General features: G+C 53.7%; 20 protein-coding genes. 7 read left to right on the top strand and 13 right to left on the bottom strand.

Annotated features, from left to right (window positions below; all coding sequences use genetic code 11):
• Positions 1–86: 86 nt before the first annotated feature.
• Positions 87–1,202, top strand: a complete 1,116-nt coding sequence (locus tag VIJ98_RS21320) for a metallophosphoesterase (RefSeq protein WP_323271392.1) — start codon at positions 87–89, stop codon at positions 1,200–1,202.
• An 8-nt stretch (positions 1,203–1,210) separates the two neighbouring features.
• Here VIJ98_RS21320 and VIJ98_RS21315 read toward each other — a convergent pair whose 3' ends face one another.
• The gene (locus tag VIJ98_RS21315) at positions 1,211–1,834 is read right to left on the bottom strand and encodes a TetR/AcrR family transcriptional regulator (RefSeq protein ID WP_323271391.1); all 624 of its coding nucleotides are present in this window, start codon (positions 1,832–1,834) and stop codon (positions 1,211–1,213) included.
• Between the two features lie 137 nt (positions 1,835–1,971).
• Here VIJ98_RS21315 and VIJ98_RS21310 point away from each other — a divergent pair, with 137 nt between their 5' ends.
• Positions 1,972–3,195 carry an MFS transporter gene (locus VIJ98_RS21310; RefSeq protein ID WP_323271390.1) on the top strand — a complete coding sequence of 408 codons (1,224 nt, stop codon included), beginning with the start codon at positions 1,972–1,974 and terminating at the stop codon, positions 3,193–3,195.
• Here the strand turns inward: VIJ98_RS21310 and VIJ98_RS21305 are convergent.
• On the bottom strand, positions 3,167–3,808 hold the full coding sequence (locus VIJ98_RS21305) for an HD domain-containing protein (RefSeq protein ID WP_323271389.1): 642 nt from the start codon (positions 3,806–3,808) through the stop codon (positions 3,167–3,169). The two genes, VIJ98_RS21310 and VIJ98_RS21305, sit on opposite strands and share 29 nt — an antisense overlap.
• Positions 3,809–3,921: 113 nt before the next feature.
• Here VIJ98_RS21305 and VIJ98_RS21300 point away from each other — a divergent pair, with 113 nt between their 5' ends.
• On the top strand, positions 3,922–4,884 hold the full coding sequence (locus VIJ98_RS21300; RefSeq protein ID WP_323271388.1) for a helix-turn-helix domain-containing protein: 963 nt from the start codon (positions 3,922–3,924) through the stop codon (positions 4,882–4,884).
• 30 nt (positions 4,885–4,914) lie between these two features.
• Here the strand turns inward: VIJ98_RS21300 and VIJ98_RS21295 are convergent, their stop codons facing one another.
• Positions 4,915–5,751, bottom strand: coding sequence for an alpha/beta hydrolase (locus tag VIJ98_RS21295; RefSeq protein ID WP_323271387.1), 837 nt, complete (start codon positions 5,749–5,751; stop codon positions 4,915–4,917).
• Positions 5,752–5,862: 111 nt separating this feature from the next.
• Here VIJ98_RS21295 and VIJ98_RS21290 point away from each other — a divergent pair, with 111 nt between their 5' ends.
• On the top strand, positions 5,863–6,858 hold the full coding sequence (locus tag VIJ98_RS21290) for a GlxA family transcriptional regulator (RefSeq protein WP_323271386.1): 996 nt from the start codon (positions 5,863–5,865) through the stop codon (positions 6,856–6,858).
• Positions 6,859–6,929: 71 nt separating this feature from the next.
• Positions 6,930–8,135, top strand: coding sequence for an MFS transporter (locus VIJ98_RS21285; protein WP_323271385.1), 1,206 nt, complete (start codon positions 6,930–6,932; stop codon positions 8,133–8,135).
• On the opposite strand, the gene VIJ98_RS21280 is transcribed toward VIJ98_RS21285, so the two are convergent.
• Positions 8,132–10,072, bottom strand: coding sequence for a methyl-accepting chemotaxis protein (locus tag VIJ98_RS21280; RefSeq protein ID WP_323271384.1), 1,941 nt, complete (start codon positions 10,070–10,072; stop codon positions 8,132–8,134). The two genes, VIJ98_RS21285 and VIJ98_RS21280, sit on opposite strands and share 4 nt — an antisense overlap.
• Before the next feature lie 337 nt (positions 10,073–10,409).
• On the opposite strand from VIJ98_RS21280, the gene VIJ98_RS21275 reads away from it, so the two are divergent.
• The gene (locus VIJ98_RS21275) at positions 10,410–11,516 is read left to right on the top strand and encodes a Fic family protein (RefSeq protein WP_407330492.1); all 1,107 of its coding nucleotides are present in this window, start codon (positions 10,410–10,412) and stop codon (positions 11,514–11,516) included.
• A 42-nt stretch (positions 11,517–11,558) separates the two neighbouring features.
• Here VIJ98_RS21275 and VIJ98_RS21270 read toward each other — a convergent pair whose 3' ends face one another.
• The 3 genes from VIJ98_RS21270 to VIJ98_RS21260 all read right to left on the bottom strand — a co-directional run bounded on the left by VIJ98_RS21270 (position 11,559) and on the right by VIJ98_RS21260 (position 13,331).
• Positions 11,559–11,906 (bottom strand): YebG family protein, encoded by a 348-nt coding sequence (locus VIJ98_RS21270; protein WP_323271382.1) that lies wholly within the window; start codon positions 11,904–11,906, stop codon positions 11,559–11,561.
• Positions 11,907–11,979: 73 nt separating this feature from the next.
• Entirely contained in the window at positions 11,980–12,774 is a 795-nt protein-coding gene (locus VIJ98_RS21265) for an SIR2 family protein (protein WP_008108794.1), read from the bottom strand.
• A complete protein-coding gene (locus VIJ98_RS21260) occupies positions 12,771–13,331 on the bottom strand; it encodes a non-canonical purine NTP pyrophosphatase (RefSeq protein ID WP_008108796.1) in 561 nt (186 codons plus the stop codon). The genes VIJ98_RS21265 and VIJ98_RS21260 overlap by 4 nt, the downstream gene beginning before the upstream one ends.
• A gap of 197 nt (positions 13,332–13,528) precedes the next feature.
• Here VIJ98_RS21260 and VIJ98_RS21255 point away from each other — a divergent pair, with 197 nt between their 5' ends.
• Complete coding sequence (locus VIJ98_RS21255; protein WP_323271381.1) at positions 13,529–14,890, top strand: EAL domain-containing protein; 1,362 nt, start codon at positions 13,529–13,531, stop codon at positions 14,888–14,890.
• Positions 14,891–15,080: 190 nt separating this feature from the next.
• Here the strand turns inward: VIJ98_RS21255 and VIJ98_RS21250 are convergent, their stop codons facing one another.
• The 6 genes from VIJ98_RS21250 to VIJ98_RS21225 all read right to left on the bottom strand — a co-directional run bounded on the left by VIJ98_RS21250 (position 15,081) and on the right by VIJ98_RS21225 (position 19,848).
• Positions 15,081–15,446 (bottom strand): hypothetical protein, encoded by a 366-nt coding sequence (locus VIJ98_RS21250; RefSeq protein WP_323271380.1) that lies wholly within the window; start codon positions 15,444–15,446, stop codon positions 15,081–15,083.
• Positions 15,447–15,774: 328 nt separating this feature from the next.
• Positions 15,775–16,680 carry an ABC transporter substrate-binding protein gene (locus VIJ98_RS21245; RefSeq protein ID WP_154157568.1) on the bottom strand — a complete coding sequence of 302 codons (906 nt, stop codon included), beginning with the start codon at positions 16,678–16,680 and terminating at the stop codon, positions 15,775–15,777.
• Positions 16,680–17,474, bottom strand: a complete 795-nt coding sequence (locus VIJ98_RS21240; protein ID WP_008108807.1) for an amino acid ABC transporter ATP-binding protein — start codon at positions 17,472–17,474, stop codon at positions 16,680–16,682. Before VIJ98_RS21240 ends, VIJ98_RS21245 begins: the two co-directional genes overlap by 1 nt.
• Entirely contained in the window at positions 17,458–18,384 is a 927-nt protein-coding gene (locus VIJ98_RS21235) for an amino acid ABC transporter permease (protein ID WP_008108808.1), read from the bottom strand. The genes VIJ98_RS21240 and VIJ98_RS21235 overlap by 17 nt, the downstream gene beginning before the upstream one ends.
• A 9-nt stretch (positions 18,385–18,393) precedes the next feature.
• Positions 18,394–18,906 carry a GNAT family N-acetyltransferase gene (locus VIJ98_RS21230; protein ID WP_064740132.1) on the bottom strand — a complete coding sequence of 171 codons (513 nt, stop codon included), beginning with the start codon at positions 18,904–18,906 and terminating at the stop codon, positions 18,394–18,396.
• A gap of 9 nt (positions 18,907–18,915) precedes the next feature.
• Positions 18,916–19,848 (bottom strand): ABC transporter substrate-binding protein, encoded by a 933-nt coding sequence (locus tag VIJ98_RS21225; RefSeq protein ID WP_008108813.1) that lies wholly within the window; start codon positions 19,846–19,848, stop codon positions 18,916–18,918.
• Positions 19,849–19,859 lie beyond the last annotated feature (11 nt).

Raw genomic sequence — 19,859 nt, 5'->3', positions numbered from 1 at the left:
CGAAGCCACAATAGTAATCAGTTAAGGCTACACTGCGTATTGATTTTTTGCGCTAAATCAGCGCCCTTAAACCAGGGAAGTGAGTGATGTTTCATCTGATTTTCAGCATACCGAGCTGGTATGTGATCGCCCGATTTTTGTTCCCGCTAGCCATGCCATTGCTGTTAAAAATCATTCTGTCTTTACTGGTGTTGCTGGCTTCGCAGTATCTGTTGGTGAGCCGTTTTACCTCTGGCAGCATGTTCTCACCAGAAATGCCGCGCGCGATTGTCATCCTGTTCAACTGGGGTTTCAGCGCCGTACTGTTTCTCGCGCTGACGCAGTTTGTGATTGATATGGTGGCGCTGGTTTCGCTGTTGTTCCGTCATCCGTTTGAAATCGTGCCGGCAGTGCGTTATGTGGCGGCAGCGTTTGCCTTGATTCTTGCCACTGTCGGCGTTTATCAGGCTATTCGCGTGCCGCCGATCAAAGATGTGACCATTGAAATCGACAACCTTCCGCGCGAATTCGAAGGCTATCAACTGTTGCAGTTGACCGATATGCACATCACCAAACTCTTCAACGAGAAATGGACGCGCGCGCTGGTGCAAAAAGCCATGACGCTGGATGTCGATCTGATTCTGGTCACCGGCGATGTGATTGATGGCACGCTGCAGAATCGTCGTGCGGACGTCGAGCCGTTGCGCGGATTGCATGCCCGCGATGGCGTGTTTGCGATCACCGGCAATCACGAATATTTCTTTGAGCAGGAGCGCTGGACCGCGCATCTGGCATCGCTGGGCCTGGAACCGTTACTCAATCGCCATATGGTAATTAAGCGCGATAACGCCGAGTTGGTGATCGCCGGCATGCCGGATACCTCAGCTTCACGACGTGGTGCAGTTGGCCCCGATCTGGATAAGACGCTGGCCGGTGCGCCAGAGAATGCGCCGGTAATCCTGCTCGATCACCAACCGCGCAACGCGCGGCAAAACGCACTCAAAAACATCGATCTGCAACTCTCAGGACACACACACGGCGGCCTGATCATTGGCTTTGACCGCCTGTTTGCCAAACCCAATGCAGGCTTCGTCTCCGGGCTGTATCAGGTCGATGGAATGCAACTTTACGTCAACAACGGCACCGCGCTTTGGCCTGGCATGGCGGTACGTTTGGGCCGACCATCAGAGTTGACCCGCATTACGTTGCAGCGCAAACCGTAACGCGCTGTTTAAGGTTGTGGGCTTGCCCGCGAGGCATCCCATAACCTCATCATCTGAGCGATTCCCCGCTCAATTTCGGCGAGAGGAACGTCATCCCGCGCCAGCGTCGAGATTCCCAGCATAAAGCTGTTGAAGCTGACCGCCAGGGAAAGCGTTTCTTCATCATCCCGCAACTCACCGCAGCTGATCCCCTTTTCAACGCAATGCTTGATCCCTTCACGAGTACGCATCCGCGATGCTTCAAGCGGTTTTAACACGTGGCGGTTTTCATCGGAGCTGCAAGACATCACGCTTAGCGCAACCATACATCCGCGCGGATGCGAAGGATCGTACTGCATTCTGGCGGAGTTGAGCAGCGCAGTTTCCAGCGCCTGGCGGGCGGGCACGCTGGTATCCCATAAGGCTTCCGTAACCTGTGCATGGGTTTGCAAATAACAGTTCACGGCTTCAGCAAAGAGCGCCTCTTTCGATCCAAACGCGGCATAGAAGCTTGGCGCGGTTATGCCGTTGCCTATCGAGGCTTTGAGCTGCGCCAGCGAGGTTGATTCATAGCCGTTTTCCCAGAAAAGGTGCATTGCTTTAATTACCGCTTCATCGCGGTCAAATTGTCTTGGTCTGCCTGTTCTCATCATCACATCCTCCGCTATTTATACTAATCGATACAGAATTCATTGACAACGCACAGCTTGCCTACGCAATATAAATACCGATCGATACATATATCCATGGTGCTTTACGAAGCTATTGCAAACCACAAACAGGTTAAATAATGAATTCACAATTAAATAATGAAGAAGCCCAACGGCTGCCGGTACTGGCGCTTTTGGCGCTGGCAATGGCCGGTTTTATCTGCATTTTGACCGAAACCATACCCGCCGGTTTGCTGCCACAAATCAGTCAGGGACTCAATATTTCCCCGTCGCTGGCCGGACAATGGGTTACTGCCTATGCAGCCGGTTCTCTGCTGGCCGCGATTCCCCTCACATTGCTGACCCGAAGCTGGGCGCGCCGGGCTGTGCTGCTGAGCACCGTGTGCGGATTTCTGCTGTTTAACACTCTCACCGCCGTCTCTTCTGATGTCGTCATCATCTTTATCGCACGATTTTTTGCTGGCGCTTCAGCCGGTTTAGCGTGGAGTCTGATTGCAGGCTATGCGCGGAGAATGGTGGTTCCATCACTGCAGGGACGCGCGTTGGCGCTCGCCATGGTGGGCACACCAATCGCCCTTTCGCTCGGTGTCCCGGCAGGAACCTGGATGGGATCATTGCTGGGATGGCGTCTGACTTTTGCTGCTATGTCCGGACTTTCTATCATTCTTATTGGCTGGATTTTGCTGGCTGTGCCGAACTATCCCGGCCAATCTGCCACGCAAAAAATGCCGCTCGGCGCAGTATTACGACTTCCCGGCGTGTGTGCCGTGCTCGGCGTGGTGCTTACCTGGATGCTGGCGCATAACATTCTCTATACCTACATCGCGCCGTTCATTACTTCAGCCGGTCTGGCGCATCGCGTGGATGTGGTGCTGCTGATCTTTGGCATTGCGGCATTGGGCGGAATATTCATTACCGGCAAGATCATTGATACCCATATGCGCAAGGCCGTGCTGCTGTCACTCTCCATCTTTGCTGCGGTGTCGGTGATTTTTGGTCTGAGTACGCCAACACCCACTGTGATCTATGTGGGTATTGCCGTGTGGGGACTCACCTTCGGCGGAGCCGCGACGCTGCTGCAAACGGCTCTGGCAGATGCCGCCGGTGAATATGCCGATGTGGCGCTCTCCATGAATGTCGTCACCTGGAACAGCGCTATCGCCCTCGGCGGTTTGACGGGCGGAATGTTGCTTGAACATTTCGGCCCCCAATCTTTTCCGTGGGCGATTCTGCTATTGATGTTGGTCGCGTTAGGGATTGCGTTGAGTGCTAAACAGGGTTTCCCGGCTGAGAACAGCCGGGCGAAAACCACACTCAGCCCGGCCAGCGAGACTGACGGATAACGCTACAGAAGTTGATCGGTGAGATATCTGGCTGTTTATCCTTAATCACATCGGCTTTCACATTGCCAAAAGTGGTGTCCGGTTTATGCCGGATGCCATCATAAAACGCCTGAATAATCTCCTCCTTGAACGCCGCCGGGCGCGGATAGTTTGCCGTCACGCCACCAATCTCCTCTTCAGTAAACTTCTCATAGCCGATGCCCAGCACGTCCATCTCCACGCCAGCGGTTACCAGCGCGATTTCTGGCGCCATAAACTCTGGGATTCCCGGCGTGGTATGCAGCGCAATCGCGGTCCACACCTTGTCGATATCGCTGGGCGCGATGCCGTAGCCTTGCAGAAATTCCCGCGCGGCATTGGCACCGTCCACTTCGAAACGCTTATCGCAGCTGCAGTGTTCGTGTGTCAGACCAATGTCATGGAACATGCAGCCGATATACAGCAGCTCGCGATCTACGTTAAGTCCACGCTGCTGTCCCGCCAGCGCGCCCCAGTAATAGACGCGGCTGGAGTGGTTAAACAGCAACTCTGATTCGGTATCGCGCACAAACTCCGTCGCTTCGCGCGCCATTTTGCTATCGGGGATGTGGATGCCAGTGATGTTCAAACTCATTTTCTCTCTCCGGTTGGTTGTCTTTTTCCACCATAAAGCGCAGGCTAAAAGTCTTAAAGTGATCATTACAGACGATTAAAGACATTGTGATGTTTTGCGACATGAGGAATTGAATGCGTCATGAAATAGCGATTCTGGCGGTGCCAGGCGTGCAGTTACTTGACGTTTGCGGCCCGCTGGATGTGTTTGCCGAAGCCAACCGTCTGCTGCAACGGCAGATTTATACGCCACGCATTATTGCGGTTGAGGGCAATGAAATTCACGCATCATCCGGCGTGCGGCTTAGCGCAGATTTGCAGCTGGCTGAAGCGCAGAACTATGCGCCGCACACCTTTCTGATCGCGGGCGCGCCAGGCATAGAAGATTTTGCTGCCGATGAAAACCTGCTGCATGCGCTGAGCGGTTTATGCCAGCGCAGCCAGCGTTTTGGCTCGGTGTGCAGCGGCGCGCTGCTGCTGGCGCGTACCGGATTGCTGGCCGGCAAACGCGTGACCACGCATTGGGAAAGCGCAGCTTTGCTGGCTTCGCGCTTTCCAGATGTAACCGTGGATGCCGATGCGTTATGTGTTGTCGATGGGCGCGTGCGTACCGCTGCGGGCGTTACGTCCGGGCTGGATTTAGCGCTGCGTCTGGTGGAAGAGGATCTTGGACGTGAAGTCGCTATTGAGATCGCTGCGCATCTGGTGATGTTTTTCCGTCGTCCAGTCAATCAGACGCATTTTATGCGCAGCAATAGCGCGTCGTTGAGCGGCCGTTCGGCGTTGCAGGAGTTACAGCGTTGGGTGATTGCGCATCTGGCGGAGGTAAAAACCGTGGCGATGTTGGCAGAACATATGGCGATCAGTGAAAGGCATCTGACGCGTCTGTTCCGCAATGAGTTGGGAATGACGCCGGGACAATGGCTGGAGCGTGAGCGCGTGGCCAAAGCGAAACAGCTGCTTGAGCAGAAATCGTTGCCAGCAAAAACGCTGGCATTAGAGTGCGGATTTTCCGGCGCTGACGTGATGCGGCGGGTGTTCAGCCGGGTAACCGGCATTACACCCGCCGCATACCGAAAAATAACGCGGTTATCGTAGGGTCGCCATTCATGGCGACCATCGCGTATCCTACGCTTTCGCAAAAGCCAATAAATCAGGATTAATCTGCTCAGGATGCGTCGCAAACATGCCGTGCGACAAACCTGGATAGGTTTTCAGCGTGCCATGCTTGAGCAATTTAATCGCCTTATGCGCCGAATCATCAATCGGCACCACCTGATCGTCTTCCCCGTGCAGCACCAACACCGGCACCGTGATCGCCTTCAAATCCTCGGTAAAATCGGTTTCAGAGAAGGCCGTAATACAGTCGTATTGCGCCTTCGCGCCGCCCGCCATGCCCTGACGCCACCAGTTATCGATCAAGCCCTGACTGACTTTCGCACCCGGACGATTGAAGCCATAAAACGGACCCGCTGGCACATCGATAAAGAACTGCGCGCGGTTAGCTGCCAGCGCCGAGCGAAAACCGTCAAACACCGATTTTGGCAAACCTTCCGGATTGGCGGCGGTTTGCAGCATGATTGGCGGCACTGCGCCCATTAACACCGCCTTCGCCACGCGGCCTGGTTCGGCGTGCGCCACATAACGTGCCACCTCACCGCCACCGGTTGAGTGACCGATATGGATAGCGTTGCGCAGGTCCAGCGCTTTAGCCAGTTCTGCCACGTCGGCGGCGTAAGTGTTCATATCATTGCCGCTATCGGTCTGATCGGAACGGCCATGACCGCGACGGTCGTGGGCGATAACGCGATAACCTTGCGCTAAGAAGAACAACATTTGGTTGTCCCAGTCATCGGCGCTTAACGGCCAGCCGTGGTGAAACACCACCGGTTGGGCATTTTTCGGGCCCCAATCTTTGTAGAAAATCCGGGTGCCGTCTTGAGTAGTAATGATGCCGTTGCTCATGAGAATGTCCTCTATATGTGATTGTTTACGTTTGATGGGCTTATTGTCAGGGAAAGCAGCAGCGGCTAATATTGTCAAATATGACACATTAAGGGCTGTAAGTGACAAATCATGAAAATTGCTGAAGACAACGTTGTGGCGGAGATTGGCCTGGTGATCTATCCCGATTGCCAGCTTGCGGCGATTTATGGCTTAACCGATATGTTCAGGATTGCTGCGGAATGGGCGGAGGCTATTTCCGGTGAGGCGAGCAAGCGGACGATCCGGGTGTCACATTGGCAGATCGATGCGCAGAGCGACAAAATGGCCTGTGTCTGGGATAGCCATCCCGATACGCCACATCGTTTGAGCCACGTGATTGCGCCGCCAAGCCTGGTGCAACCGGCAAAAATGGTGCCAATGAAGGTTCCAGCTAACTGGATGAGTGAGCTTTATGATCAAGGCGTAACGCTCTGTTCGGTGTGCGCCGGTGCTTTTGTGCTGGCCGAAACCGGGCTGATCGATCATCGTCGCGCCACCACGCACTGGGCCTTTGCGCAGACGTTGTCGGAGCGTTTTCCTCAAATTGAGGTGGCGGTGGAAAATATGGTGATCGACGACGGTGATATTATTACCGCTGGCGGCATTCTGGCGTGGACCGATTTGGGTTTAACGCTGATCGAAAAAGTGCTCGGCACTGGCACCATGCTAGCGACTTCGCGCTTTTTGCTAATCGATCCGCCGCGTCGTGAACAAAGCACCTACTCGGCGTTTATCCCCAATTTCGATCACGGCGACAGCCATATTCTGCGCGCACAGCATCATCTGCACGCCCATTTTGCTGAACAGCACAGCATTGAGAGCATGTCAGCGCTGGCGAGCATGACGCCACGTACCTTTCTGCGCCATTTTCAGAAAGCGACAGGCATGCGGCCAACGGATTATGTGCAGCAGGTACGTATCATGAAAGCGCGTGATGCGCTGGAACTCAGCAATCGTTCGGTTGATCAGATCGCCTGGGAAATCGGCTACGGCGATCCTTCCGCTTTCCGTAAAATATTCCGTAAAATCACTGGCGTCACGCCCGGCCAGTATCGGCAGCGGTTTGGTACCGCCCAGAGCGATTAACCGCAGGCAAAGTGCTGTTTTCCTGCCATGATTATGATCGTTTCCTTCCCATTGAATCGATGAGAATTCATATGCCACTGCGCTCGCTTCAGGCTTTGTGTCTGGTTAACTTTTTTATGGCTGACGTTCGGGACGGTCTCGGCCCCTTCCTCGGCATCTTTCTCACCGAACGCCACTGGAATGCAGGCGATATCGGCTGGGTGATGACCGCCGGTGGCCTCGCCGGGCTTGTCGCTACGCTTCCGGCCGGGCTGGCAACTGACGCTACGCGCCATAAACGATCGCTGCTGCTTGCCGGTTCAATGCTGATCACTTGCGCCACTTTGCTGCTCTGGTATTTCGATCAAGCCTGGATAACCGTTTTGTCGCAGATTGTCACTGGCCTCTCAGCGGCGCTCATTGCGCCTGTACTGACCGGCATTACTCTGGGTTTAACCGGCCCGGACGGTTTTGGTCAGCAAATGGGGAAAAATGAAGCCTTCAATCATGGCGGAAACATGACCGCTGCCATCATTGCGGGCGCTGCAGTGTGGTACTGGGGAACCGGCGCGGTGTTTGTGCTGATGACAACCATGGCGCTGTGTGCTGCGCTGGCTGTGCTGTTCATTCGCAGTGAAGAGATTGATGACGTTGCCGCGCGCGGTATGACAAGCGCTTCATCCGGCGATACCCTTCCGCGCCTCAGCCATGTTGTTCGCCATCCAGCGTTGATCATTACCGCGTTAACCCTGCTGCTGTTTCATCTGGGCAACGCAGCGCTGTTGCCGATGTTAAGTTTGCGCGTTGCCTCAGCGCACAGTGCTGAAATCAGCCCCGGACTTTACGCGGCCGCAACGGTAGTGATTTCTCAGTGCGTCATGATCCCGATGGCGCTCTATGCCGCTCGCCATGCCTCGCGTTTCGGGTATACAAAGTTAATCACTTTGGCACTGTTGGTGTTACCTGTGCGTGCGCTGATTGCCTCCCTGTTTGACAGCACGTTTTCGATGGTTCCGGTGCAGATACTGGATGGGATGGCGGCAGGTCTGCTTGGCGTGGCGATCCCCGGCTACATTGTCAAAATCTTGCAAGGGAGCGGACACACTAATGCGGGACAGGGTTTCATCATGCTGATGCAGGGGATCGGCGCGGCAATGAGCCCGGCGCTGGCTGGGAATATTGCGGCTGCCTACTCCTATCATGTGACCTTTGCCGTGTTAGGCGTAATCGCCTGCGCAGCACTGATGACATGGTGGATGGGCAGCCGACTATCGAATAAATCAGCCGTTCATACTTAGCTCAGTTGGAACCGGCCAACGGTGTTCGCCAACTGCGAGGCCTGATCTTCCAGCGAACTGGCGGCGGCAGACATCTGCTGCACCAGCGCGGCGTTCTGCTGCGTGGTGCTGTCCATCTCGTTCACCGCGATTGTCACCTGGCTGATGCCGCGCGCCTGCTCATCGGACGCAATCACAATTTCACCAATGATGGTGCGCACTGAATTCACCGCCTGCGTCATCTCCTGCATGGTTCTGCCAGCATCCTGCACCAACTGCACACCGCTGCCGACGCGCTGCGTGGATTCCTCAATCAGCGCACCGATATCTTTCACCGCATTGGCGCTGCGCTGGGCCAGATTACGCACTTCCGACGCCACTACAGCAAAGCCGCGCCCTTGTTCCCCGGCGCGTGCCGCTTCTACTGCGGCGTTAAGCGCCAGAATATTAGTCTGGAAGGCGATGCTGTTGATGATGGCGGTGATGTCGCCAATCTTCTTCGCGCTATCGTCGATCTGCGCCATGGTTTGCACCACTTCGCCCACCAGCGTTTCACCGCGGCTAGCGATATGCGTGGCATTGTCGGTCAATGTGGTTGCCTGATGCGCGTTGGTGGCGTTGTGTTTCACCGTGGCGGTGATCTGCTCCATGCTGGCGGCCGTTTGCTCCAGCGCGGCAGCTTGCTGCTCAGTGCGCGAGGCCAGATTGAGGTTGCCGCTGGCGATTTCACCCGCGCCCTGACGCACCGATGAACTGGCATCCTGAATCTGTCCCACGATATCGCGCAGCTGATTTTGCATGGTATGCAGCGCATAGAACAAGCTGCTGTTATCGCGCCCTTTCAGCGTGATGACGTTATCGAGTTTGCCATCGGCGACGGCCAGCGCAATGGTCGCGGCTTCCAGCGGTTCGCCACCAATCGGCTTCAGCACTTTGCGGCTGAACAGCATACCCAGTAGCGTACACACCACCAGAATGCTGATGATCATCAGGATCACCGCGTTGATCAGTTGTCGATGCGCCGCAGCCATCACCTGGCTAACCGGCGCAACCACGCCGAGATACCATTTCTGATCGCTGTTACCAATCACCACCGGCTGCCACGTCACCAACACATCTTCACCCAGTAACGCATCATGATGCTCCATCACGCTGCTGCTGAAATTGTTGGTATCGCCTTTCCACGGCTTGCTGGTCTGGTTTTTATCCGGATAAGAGACCACATTGCCCGCGCTGGAGAGCAACATCGCATAGCCGCTGCCTTCCCACGGTTTGATTTTGTTGACCTTCTCCTGCAGCGACGCCAGCGAAATATCGGACGTCACTACGCCCCACAACTTGCCCTGGCTGACAATCGGTGCTGCCACCGAGGTCAGCAGCGTCGGCACGCCGTTGTAAGCGTAGCTGTACGGTTCGATCAGCATGTCTTTCTGGCTTTTTTGCGGCAGCAGATAGTAATCGCCCTGACCCGGCGTGAAGATAGAAGTCAGCGGATGCATGTTGAATTTGCCGCTTTGATCGCGGTCGACAAAGAACGCGTAGCGACCTTTCGGTGCCGCATTGGGTTGGGTGGCAAACTCCGCGTCACGTCCGTCGAAGGCGTTCTCTTCGAAGATCACCGAGATCGACAGATAATCGGGATTATCGCGTAGCGCGGATTCCATCAGCTTATCGGCGACTTTACGGTCCTGAATCCCTGCCGCTGGCAACGCGATTAGGCTGTGACCAAGGTTGTGCGCCACATCGCGCGCATAGCTGAGTTGATGCTGAATTTGCAGCGCCTGGCTTTGCGCAATCTGCTGCAGGTAATTTTCGGCCAGCGACTTTTGTTCATTGCTGGATTGCCAGCTAAGCACGCCGATGGTCACGGCAAAGCCGAGCGTGATGGTTAAGGCGCCCGTCAGCAGCATCTGCGTGCGGGTGCTCATTTTTTTCTTAGGTGATGCGTGTTTGGCCATTATGGCGCTCCTGGAGTTGACACTTTTCGGTAATCAGAACCACTCCCTGTGCGCGTACATCCCTTTGAACACTCTATCGGCGCGCGGCGGGGGAACTTGATGGCAAAGGAGGTCGGATCAGAACGCTGTTGAATCGCCACGCGTGGCGTTATCCGCACCCTACGAAAACGCGCCAATCCTTGTAGGGTCGCCATTAATGGCGACCGACATCAGATTCTCGCCCAATGCCCGCCCGCTCCCTTCTGGTCATTGAGCCGATTACAGGCTATTATTCAGCTCACTTTATGAGCCGAATATCAACCCTATTCAGCTCATGCAATTCAGGAGTGAGCTTATGATGTGGATTTGGCAGCAGCCCGATTGGCCGCAGTTTCGCTGGCAAGATGAGAAGTTACTGCCGCGCCTGCGCCAGCTGCAGCAGCAACGGGGCGTGTTGCTGGGCCGTGCCAGCGTGCAAGATAACAGCGAGCAACAAACGCTGGATACGCTGCTCAGCAATATCCTCTCTTCCTCAGCGATTGAAGATGAGCGCGTCAACGCGCAATCGGTGAGATCTTCGCTTGCCCGTCGTTTAGGCGTTTCGCTCGATCAGCCTTACCCGGTTTCCGAACGTTCAGAAGGTTTGGCAACCATGATGATGGATGCCATTACGCAACGCGATCAGGAATTGACGTTGGCGCGTTTATGTCAGTGGCATTGCTGGCTGTTTCCCGAAAGTGAATGGACCATCAAGCGGCTAAATGTGGGCAAGCTGCGCGGCGATGAGCCAATGCAGGTGGTTTCAGGTCGTATCGATCGACCCACGGTACATTTCGAAGCGCCGCCACGCGCCGGGCTGGAAGCAAAGCTGGCGGAATTTATCGCCTGGTTTAATCACAGTCGCGAGGATCCGCTGCTCGATCCGCTGTTGCGCGCCGCGTTGTGCCACTTGTGGTTTGTTACGCTGCACCCGTTTGATGACGGTAATGGACGTATCACTCGCGCCCTCACAGATTTGGCGCTGGCGCAGGCTGATAGCCAGAGCATCCGTTTGTATGCCATGTCCGCATCGATTCTGGCACGTCGTGCCGATTATTACCGCATCCTGCAGGAGACGCAGCGCGGCGCAATGGACATTACCGATTGGTTGCTGTGGTTTTGTGATGTGCTGAATGACAGTCTTGAACAGGCACTGGAAACCGTCACGCGCACGCAAAATAAAGCGCGCTTCTGGTTGATGCACAATGCAGCTGAATTGAGTGCGGAGCAAACCCGCGTGCTGAATCGCTTACTGGATGGCGGAGAACAGGGATTCAGTGAAGGCATCAGCGCGGGTCAGTATCAAAAAGTGGCGAAAGTGAGTAAAGCCACGGCGACGCGACATCTGACTGAATTGCTGGCGAAAGGTTGTCTGGATAAATTACCCGGCGGCGGGCGTAGTACGCGGTATCAAATTAAACTTTGATGTGTAACCAGGTGCGCATAAATGCGCACCTGACAAAACCAATTACGCCGCTTTAACCGCGCGAACTTTCTTTTCCGGCGCTGCCGCTTCCACTTCGGTCTCGGTTTCCGCAGAAGCTTCAGGCGCTGCCTCAACCTCTTCTTCCTTTACGATATCCGGCAGCTTGCTGGTGCGCAGGATATGCTGCACTGCATCTTTCTGTTCAGCCAACAGCAGACCCAATGCTTCGGCCTGCGCTTCACCCAGTTCTGGCTGATGTTGCTGTAGCCAATCGGTGAAGGCGTCGGCCATATCAAGCATTTTGTCCCAGGCATCCGCGTCTTTTTTATTGGCAAACGTCATTTTTTCTTCACCCTTTCTGACTACAACATATTTGGTTTCGACTGCCATGATGCACCTCGGTTAACTGTATTTATATACAGTATATTCTGATCAAACTTTTCCAGGCAATGACTTTCTGCCTTTAAGCCAGTAATTCTTCCAGAAACAGCGCCAACGCTTTGCGCGGATCGTCCTCTTCCGAGACGATCATCTCAATGCCCCATTGCCCCAACACCTCTTTCGCCACCGGATTATTGCGGTTGGTGAACAGGTACGATTTGGGACGCGCGGTGGCCAATCCGGTTCGGCCCCACATTTTTGTCAGGCGGTAGAATAACAGACGGATGTTGAAATCACTGATGCTGTAGCCAACAAACAATACCGAGTTACCCATCACGTCGTGCGTGAGTTTGATATCAAGCGGCGAATCAAAATAGAGCCGTTCAAAGTAGCTGCTCTCATCCAGCACGATGGAAGTATCGTCGTCGAAATCACCATGTAGCTTGATGATATGGCGCTTATCTTCGGTCAACGATACCAAATCTGCTGCGTTCGCCACTTTGCTATAAGGCACGTTGTGCGCCTCATGCGCCATCTCCAGCCAGCGATCGTAGTTGGTGGTATAGATACGTGAGAAGTTGCCTTGCGTGATCATGGTGTGGATTTCAGAACTGCGCACGTCAATATCCGGGCGATGCCATTCGCGATCCATCCAGCTGCGCAGCGGTCCCAGCGAGCCTTTACGCTGTTTGTAATACTCCGCCAGCGACAAATGCGTGCCGTAGGTGTTAAAGATTTTCGGGTCGTAGCCCAGTTCTTTAGCCAGATGCGCAATCAGCTCATGCCATTCCGGCAGACCAAGATTGCGTGAAATGCCCGCACCGGCAAACAGGATCAGTTTACCGGCATCGTAGGCGCGTTTTAGCTCGGGTTTCATGCCAATCCCCGCGATGTTTTCAAAAAGGTAGCGAAGCGGTCCAGCGCCAGGCGACGCATCGAAATCTCATTTTTTAGCTCGCCCATTTCGGCGAAGGTTTGCGTGTGCCCTTCCGGGATAAACACGCAGTCCCATTGAAATTCACGTGGACCAGCAGGCTCGGTGGCGATGGTGCCACGCAGTTCGCCTTCGAACTGATACATTTTTTGCCCGTCACAATAGCCGAGCACGGTTTTCGCCGTGACGCACGGACTATCCAGCCCGTTCACCAGTTTAGTGAAGCGCTCGGCATTCAGGCGGCTCCAGAAGATGCGCGTCAGTCCGGCCGGCAAGCCGTTCAGACCATCCAGATACAACCCGGTATGCTCGACAAACAGCGGACGACCAATAATCGAGAACGCTTTGGTGAGCTTGTCGCGCACCAGTTCGACCTCATTTTCAGTCTGAATCTCTTCAATACGGCGTGCGATGGGTAGCACTTCGACACCGACCGGCTCAAGGATGGTACGCACCTCGGCCAGCTTAAGCTCGTTGGCAGACAGGAATCGTATTTTCATTGCAATCAGTACGTTGAAAGTGGGTTTAAGCTCGGTAAAAGCCTCTCCGTTGGTAGTTGATTCTAACGTGCATACTAGGAACTGGGTAGGAACAATCAATTATTTAAGTAAACAAAACTATGACTTTCACCAGGCATGAATCTAAAATAATTATGCGCCGCTAGTTGAAAAATATGACAAAAAAATGAGAACCTCAGATGATCTCTTATTTTAATTCCAGATATTCCATGCTAAGAGATTTGCCCTTCATTTTGCAGGGTGATAATCCAGAGAAAAAATTACGCTTAACGCTACTCATTGCTGGATTTTCCAGCATCCTGGCGGGTTTTTATATGGTGGCGACTAATTTCATTAGGGGAGAAATTGGTGTCACAGCCTTATATTGCCTGAGCACCGCGATAGGGTTTTATATTGTGGTAGCGGCTTTTAGTAACCGGCTGAACAAACATCTCTACATCATCGTCCATGCTTTGTTACTGATCATAATGCTGCTTTTCCTGCTGGATAATGGTCATGCGGTAGAGAAACACTCCGAGTACAATTATTTGGTGGCGTTAACCGTGGGTTCAGCATTGGTATTACGCCAGCAAACCACTTACTTAAGTAAAATATTCCCGTTAATCTGCCTGGCGGTTTATCTCTTTTTTATTTCTACCGGATTAACATGGCAACATAGCGCCTTTCAGCTCAATATTCCGCATGAGTCCGGCTTTTATATCGTTAACTGCGCTGTGCCGATGATCGCACTATTGTTGACGGCATTTACACTGCGTGGCAACTACTCCGAAACCGATTTAATCAAACGTGAACTATCACAAGCTATCGAAAAGAACCAGCTGGAACTCTATTACCAGCCACAGGTGGATAACAATAAAAAACTGATCGGATTTGAAGCCTTGCTACGCTGGAAGCATCCTTCTAAAGGCTTTATCTCGCCAGAAGTGTTTATTCCTGTTGCCGAGAAAAGCGGTTTGATAATAGAGATTGGCAAATGGGTGATGGAACGCGCCTTGCAGCAAATCGCCGAATGGGATCGCGGTCAGTATCTCGGTGATTTGGCCTTTTCGATTAACATCAGTCCGCTGCAGTTGATACACCGCGATTTTACTCAGGATACCTTGCTGACGCTGTCACATTATAAAATCCGTCCAGAGCGCCTCAAGTTTGAAATTACCGAAACCACCTTTGTTTACGATCAAAAGCGCATCGGCGAGGTGATCAGCCATTTTAGCCAATTGGGTGTTAAATGGGCGATTGATGACTTTGGCGTCGGCTATTCATCGCTTAAGTCGATCAGTGATTTTGCTATTAATGATATTAAGATCGATAAATCATTAATCATGCAGATTTTTAAAAATGAATCATCGGCGATTGTGGTGCAGAAAACCATCGAGTTATCACGGGAAATGGGACTGAATGTGCTGGCCGAAGGTATTGAGAGTGAGGAGTATTTCACCTACCTGCGTGATAAAGGTTGTCATCTGTTTCAGGGCTACCATTTCGCCCGTCCGCTGCCGGTTGCTGATGCGCTGGTATGGATCAAAAAAGCGAAAATATAACCCTCAGTTTTATCGAAACGCCATTTATGGTGACCAGGTGCGCATAAATGCGCACCCTACAAAACCGCGCCTTATATTCGTACGATCGGCATTTATGGCGACCAGGTGCGCATGAATGCGTACCCTACAAAAAACCGCGTTATATATTCGTAGGGTCGCCATTTATGGCGACCGTTCCAGCACATACAATTCAAAACAGCAGTTTCGCAAGAGAAAGTCCCGCGCCTAAGGTTACAAACTGGGTAGTCACCATCCATTTGGTTTGTGTGATCATCGCTTTATACAAATCGACCTTTATCGCCGCAACATCCTCCTTAGTGGCGTAATTGGATTTGATCACCGCCACATCCGCTTTTACCGCAGCCACATCCTCCTTAGTCGCATAATTTGACTTGATTACCGCCACATCAGAGACCAACGTAGTAACCTGATCTTCCAGCCTTTTAACACGCTCTTGCATTCCTTTACCTCCGCTCGGTGGTTGTCCGCCCTGCTTGCGTTTACGTTGACGGCACGCATAATTGATAACACTCTTATTTAACGGTTCAGCTAACATTATTTCACCCCAATCGTTTCCATCTTTGATTGGGTAATGCAGGTTGACGGTAGCCCATACAATCAAATTCCCTTTTGCAATGGTAAACGTTAAACACCGCACTCGCCCAAGACCGTGAACATCTTAGCACTGGTTTTTTTCACAAACATTAGTGATTTGAATAAGAAATTTAAAATAATTGTCAAAAAACAAAGAATACAATTAATTAACAGAGCCAGTAATAATCCACCTACAAATAAATGTGGGCCAACCTAAAACCCAATGAAATAAAAAAAGCTCACAACTTTTACATCGTGAGCTTTCTCGCAAAATTTAGCGTATTAGAAAATCACTGATAAACAATCCCCGGCGGATTTACCTGCGAGGTTTCAACTGCCTCTTCCTGTTCGCCCCAGCGTGCCAACACTTGTTTATATTCGCCGCTGGCAATCGCACCGTTAATTGCCTGCTGCAGCGCCACATCCAATCCATTGCCTTTTTTAGTGGTCACCGCTACCCACGCACGGAAAGGGCCGTGGCCGACGATTTTGGTTTGCCCGCGCGAGGCGACTTTCCATGCTGCCATTGCCTGCGGACCAAACGATGCATCGGCACGTCCAGAGAGCAGCGCCAGCGTGGCTGCCGCATCATCGTTGAGGTAGATCGGCTGCACCGGCGCTAAACCCTGCGCGCGGTTCTTCTCATCCCAGCTGAGTAAAATCCGTTCCTGATTGGTGCCCGAACCGACGATGATGCGCTTACCGGCCACGTCTTCGCGGCCTTTGATCGCGGTGATCGCGCTGTTGGTTTTCACCGCAAATGCATGGTTATCCGCGCGATAGGTGGCGAAATCGAACTTCTTTTTGCGCTCTTCGGTAACGGCAATATTGAACATCGCCACGTCATAACGTCCGGCGGTGATGCCCAGCGGCCAATCTTCCCAGGCAGCTGGCACCAGTTTCAGTTTTAAGCCCAAACTGTCCGCCAGCAAACGTGCAATATCCGGATCGCTGCCAATCAGCGTTTTATTATCCGACGCCCACAACCCGATGGGCGGCGAATTCATCGACGTGGTGGCGACGGTCAAATAGCCGGGATTCACGAAATGAAAACCCGCCGGAATTTTCGCGATAGCCTGTGGATTCGCCGCAATATTGATCGGCGTTTCGTTGTTTTTGGCATCCAGCGTTTCTGCTGCGATGGCTGGCGCGCCTAACATCACTGTCAGTAACGCCGTAATAATCACTCGTTCCATTAAAGTACCCGAGCCAGAAAACGTTTGGTGCGCTCGTGGCGCGGCTGATTCAATACCTGATTGCTGCTGCCCTGCTCAACAATGCGGCCATCGACCATAAACACCACGTTATCTGCCACTTCACGTGCAAAACCGACTTCGTGCGTCACAATCACCAGCGTGGTGCCGGAACGCGCCAGCTTTTTGATCACATCCAGCACTTCGCCCACCAGTTCGGGATCGAGCGCCGACGTTGGTTCATCAAACAGCATCACACGTGGGTTGAGCATCAAGGCACGCGCAATCGCGATGCGCTGCTGCTGACCGCCCGACAAATGGCGCGGCCAGGCATCGGCTTTGTGGCGTAAACCCACCACATCCAGCAGCTCACCGGCGCGATCGATCGCTTCACGGCGCGACAGCTGACGATGCGCAATCGGCGCTTCAATCAGGTTATCCAGCACCGTCAGATGCGGGAACAGATTGAAGTTCTGAAACACGTAGCCAACGTTGATGCGCTGACGCAGAATCGCCTTCTCTTTCAGCTCATACAGTTTGTCGCCGCGCCGCTGATAACCGATGTAATCGCCATCGATCTGGATATAACCTTCATCGACGCGCTCCAGATGGTTGATGGTGCGCAGCAGCGTCGATTTACCCGAACCGGATGGCCCGAGAATCACCGTCACCGACCCCGGTTCCAGCTCCAGCGACACATCATCCAGCGCTTTCAGTTTGCCGAAGGACTTGCTCACGCCGGTGATGCTGATGGCGCCAGCGCTATGCAGATTGCGGTAATCAATGGCTTCGGACATGGGAAAGCTCCTCGGTTGCAGGTTTGGCGCTGCGGTTACGCCATTGACGCCAGCGCGACGGCTGCGGTTCACGGGTGACGCTGCGCGCCAGCCAGCGTTCAACGCTGTGCTGCAGCAGTGACAATACGGTGGTGATGATCAGATACCAGGCCGCACCGACCATCAGCAGCGGAATCACCTGCTGCGTGCGGTTGTAGATCATCTGAATGGTGTAAAACAGTTCCGGCATCGCCAGCACGTATACCATCGAGGTGCCTTTGGCGAGGCTGATGATTTCATTAAAAGTGGTGGGAATAATCGCGCGCAGCGCCTGCGGCAGAATAATGCGGAAGGTGCGACGCGTGGAGGATAATCCCAACGCCGATGCTGCTTCAAACTGGCCGTGATCGACACCCAAAAAGCCGCCGCGAATGATTTCGGCGCTATAGGCGCTCTGCACCAGCGTCAAACCAATCACCGCCGCCGGGAACTGGCCGAGCACGTTAATGGTCTGGAAGTGGCCCCACGACAGCGCGGTAAACGGAATGCCGAGCGACAGCGTGTCGTACAGATAAGAGAAGTTGTAGAGGATGATCAGCACCACAATCAGCGGCAGCGAGCGGAACAGCCAGATGTAGCCGAACGCCAGCGTACTCAGCAGCCAGGATGACGAAAGGCGCGCCAGCGCCAGCAAACCGCCAAAAATCAGGCTGAGGATGGTGCCAAACAGCGTCAGCAGCAGCGTTTGCCCTAAACCGCTAAGGATCACCGGATCAAAAAACCATTTAGCGAACACGCCCCATTCCCAGCGCGGATTAAAGGCAACAGAATCAATCACGCTGGCCAGAATAAACAGCGCGACAATCGCGCCGACGGTACGTGCCGGATAACGCGCCGGCACCACGGTTAAACGTTGTGGTTCATTACTCATAACAACTCCTTAGCTGGCCTGCGCCACGCTATGCACATCAATCACTTTCAGGAAGCGCAAGCGTCCATCGTGTGGCGGCTGGCTGTAGACTTCCATATCCTCCAGCAGCTCAAACTGCGGCTGATAACCGTGGCCGATATACAACTTCACCGCTTCCGGCTGGCGGAAACCGGTGGTGAGAAACACGCGCTGGTAGCCTGCACGCAACGCGCGACGCTCCAGTTCCTGCAGAATCAGCAGCGCCAATCCCTGACGTCGTAGATCGCTGCGCGTCCAGATGCGTTTAAACTCGGCGGTCACCGCGTCATAAGGTTTGTACGCGCCCATCGCGATGATCTCGCCGTCCCGCTCCAGCACGATAAACAGCCCGCGCGGCGGCAAATACCATTCGGTCAGCTCAACCTCTTTTTGGCTGGTGAAGAACGCGCCGTAGCGCGCGGTATATTCACCAAACAGTCCGGTCAAAATCGGCTGCAGCTCAGGCGCTTCCGGTGACACTTCGCGGAACAGTTGCTCGCTCATGCGGCCTCCTTAATCGCCCAATCCGGCCGGATTGATCTCTGAACTGTCGATACGCTCAACGCCTTCACCCCAGCGCTTCAGCACCTTGTCGTAATCGCCATTTTTGATTACGCCATTCAGCGCGGTGTTGATCGGCTGCACCAGTCCGCCATCTTTCTTCACCGTCACCGCGATATGCGCCGCTTTCGGCCAGCCGCCATCAACGCTGCCAACCAAACGCGTTTGCTTAGTCAGCGCCGCTTTCCATGCGCCAATCACGTTCGGACCAAAAAAGGCATCGGCGCGACCGGACTGCAGCGCCAGCGTTTGTGCCGCATCGTCTTTGGTATACACCGGCGTAAACGGCTTCAAACCTTTGGCCTGATTCTCTTTATCCCACGCCAGCAGGATCGATTCCTGATTGGTGCCAGAGCCGACGATAATGCGCAGTCCGGCAATATCTTCCGCCTTGGTGATCGCCTTAATCGGGCTGCTGGATTTGACGTAAAAGCCGAGTGAATCTTTGCGATAGGTGGCGAAATCGAAGCGCTCTTTGCGCTCTTTGGTAACGGTCACGTTACTGATCGCCGCATCGTATTTGCCGGAAGCCACGCCCAGCGGCCAGTCTTCCCATGAGGTTGGCACCACGTTGAGTTTCAAACCCAGGCTGTCGGCGACTAAGCGGGCGATATCCACTTCGCTGCCGAGCAGGGTTTTGTTGTCATCACTGAATACGGTTAATGGCGGCGAGTTCAACGCGGCCACCGCCACGGTGAATGAGCCCGGCACAGCGAAGCGATGTCCGGCTGGGATCTGCGCCACTGCGGCAGCATTCTTCGCGGTATTGATCGGCGTTTTGTTGGCTTCAACACTGACGTTCTGACCGTTCACCGCCACATCTTCGGCGAACACGGCGCTGCTCATGCCCAGCAACAGCAGCGCGATAAGGGATTTTTTCTGCATAGCGTTTGTTC

Source organism: Pantoea sp. S18 (assembly GCF_045689705.1).
Classification (GTDB): Bacteria; Pseudomonadota; Gammaproteobacteria; order Enterobacterales; family Enterobacteriaceae; genus Pantoea; species Pantoea symbiotica.
This window is presented reverse-complemented; position numbering and strand designations above follow the sequence as displayed.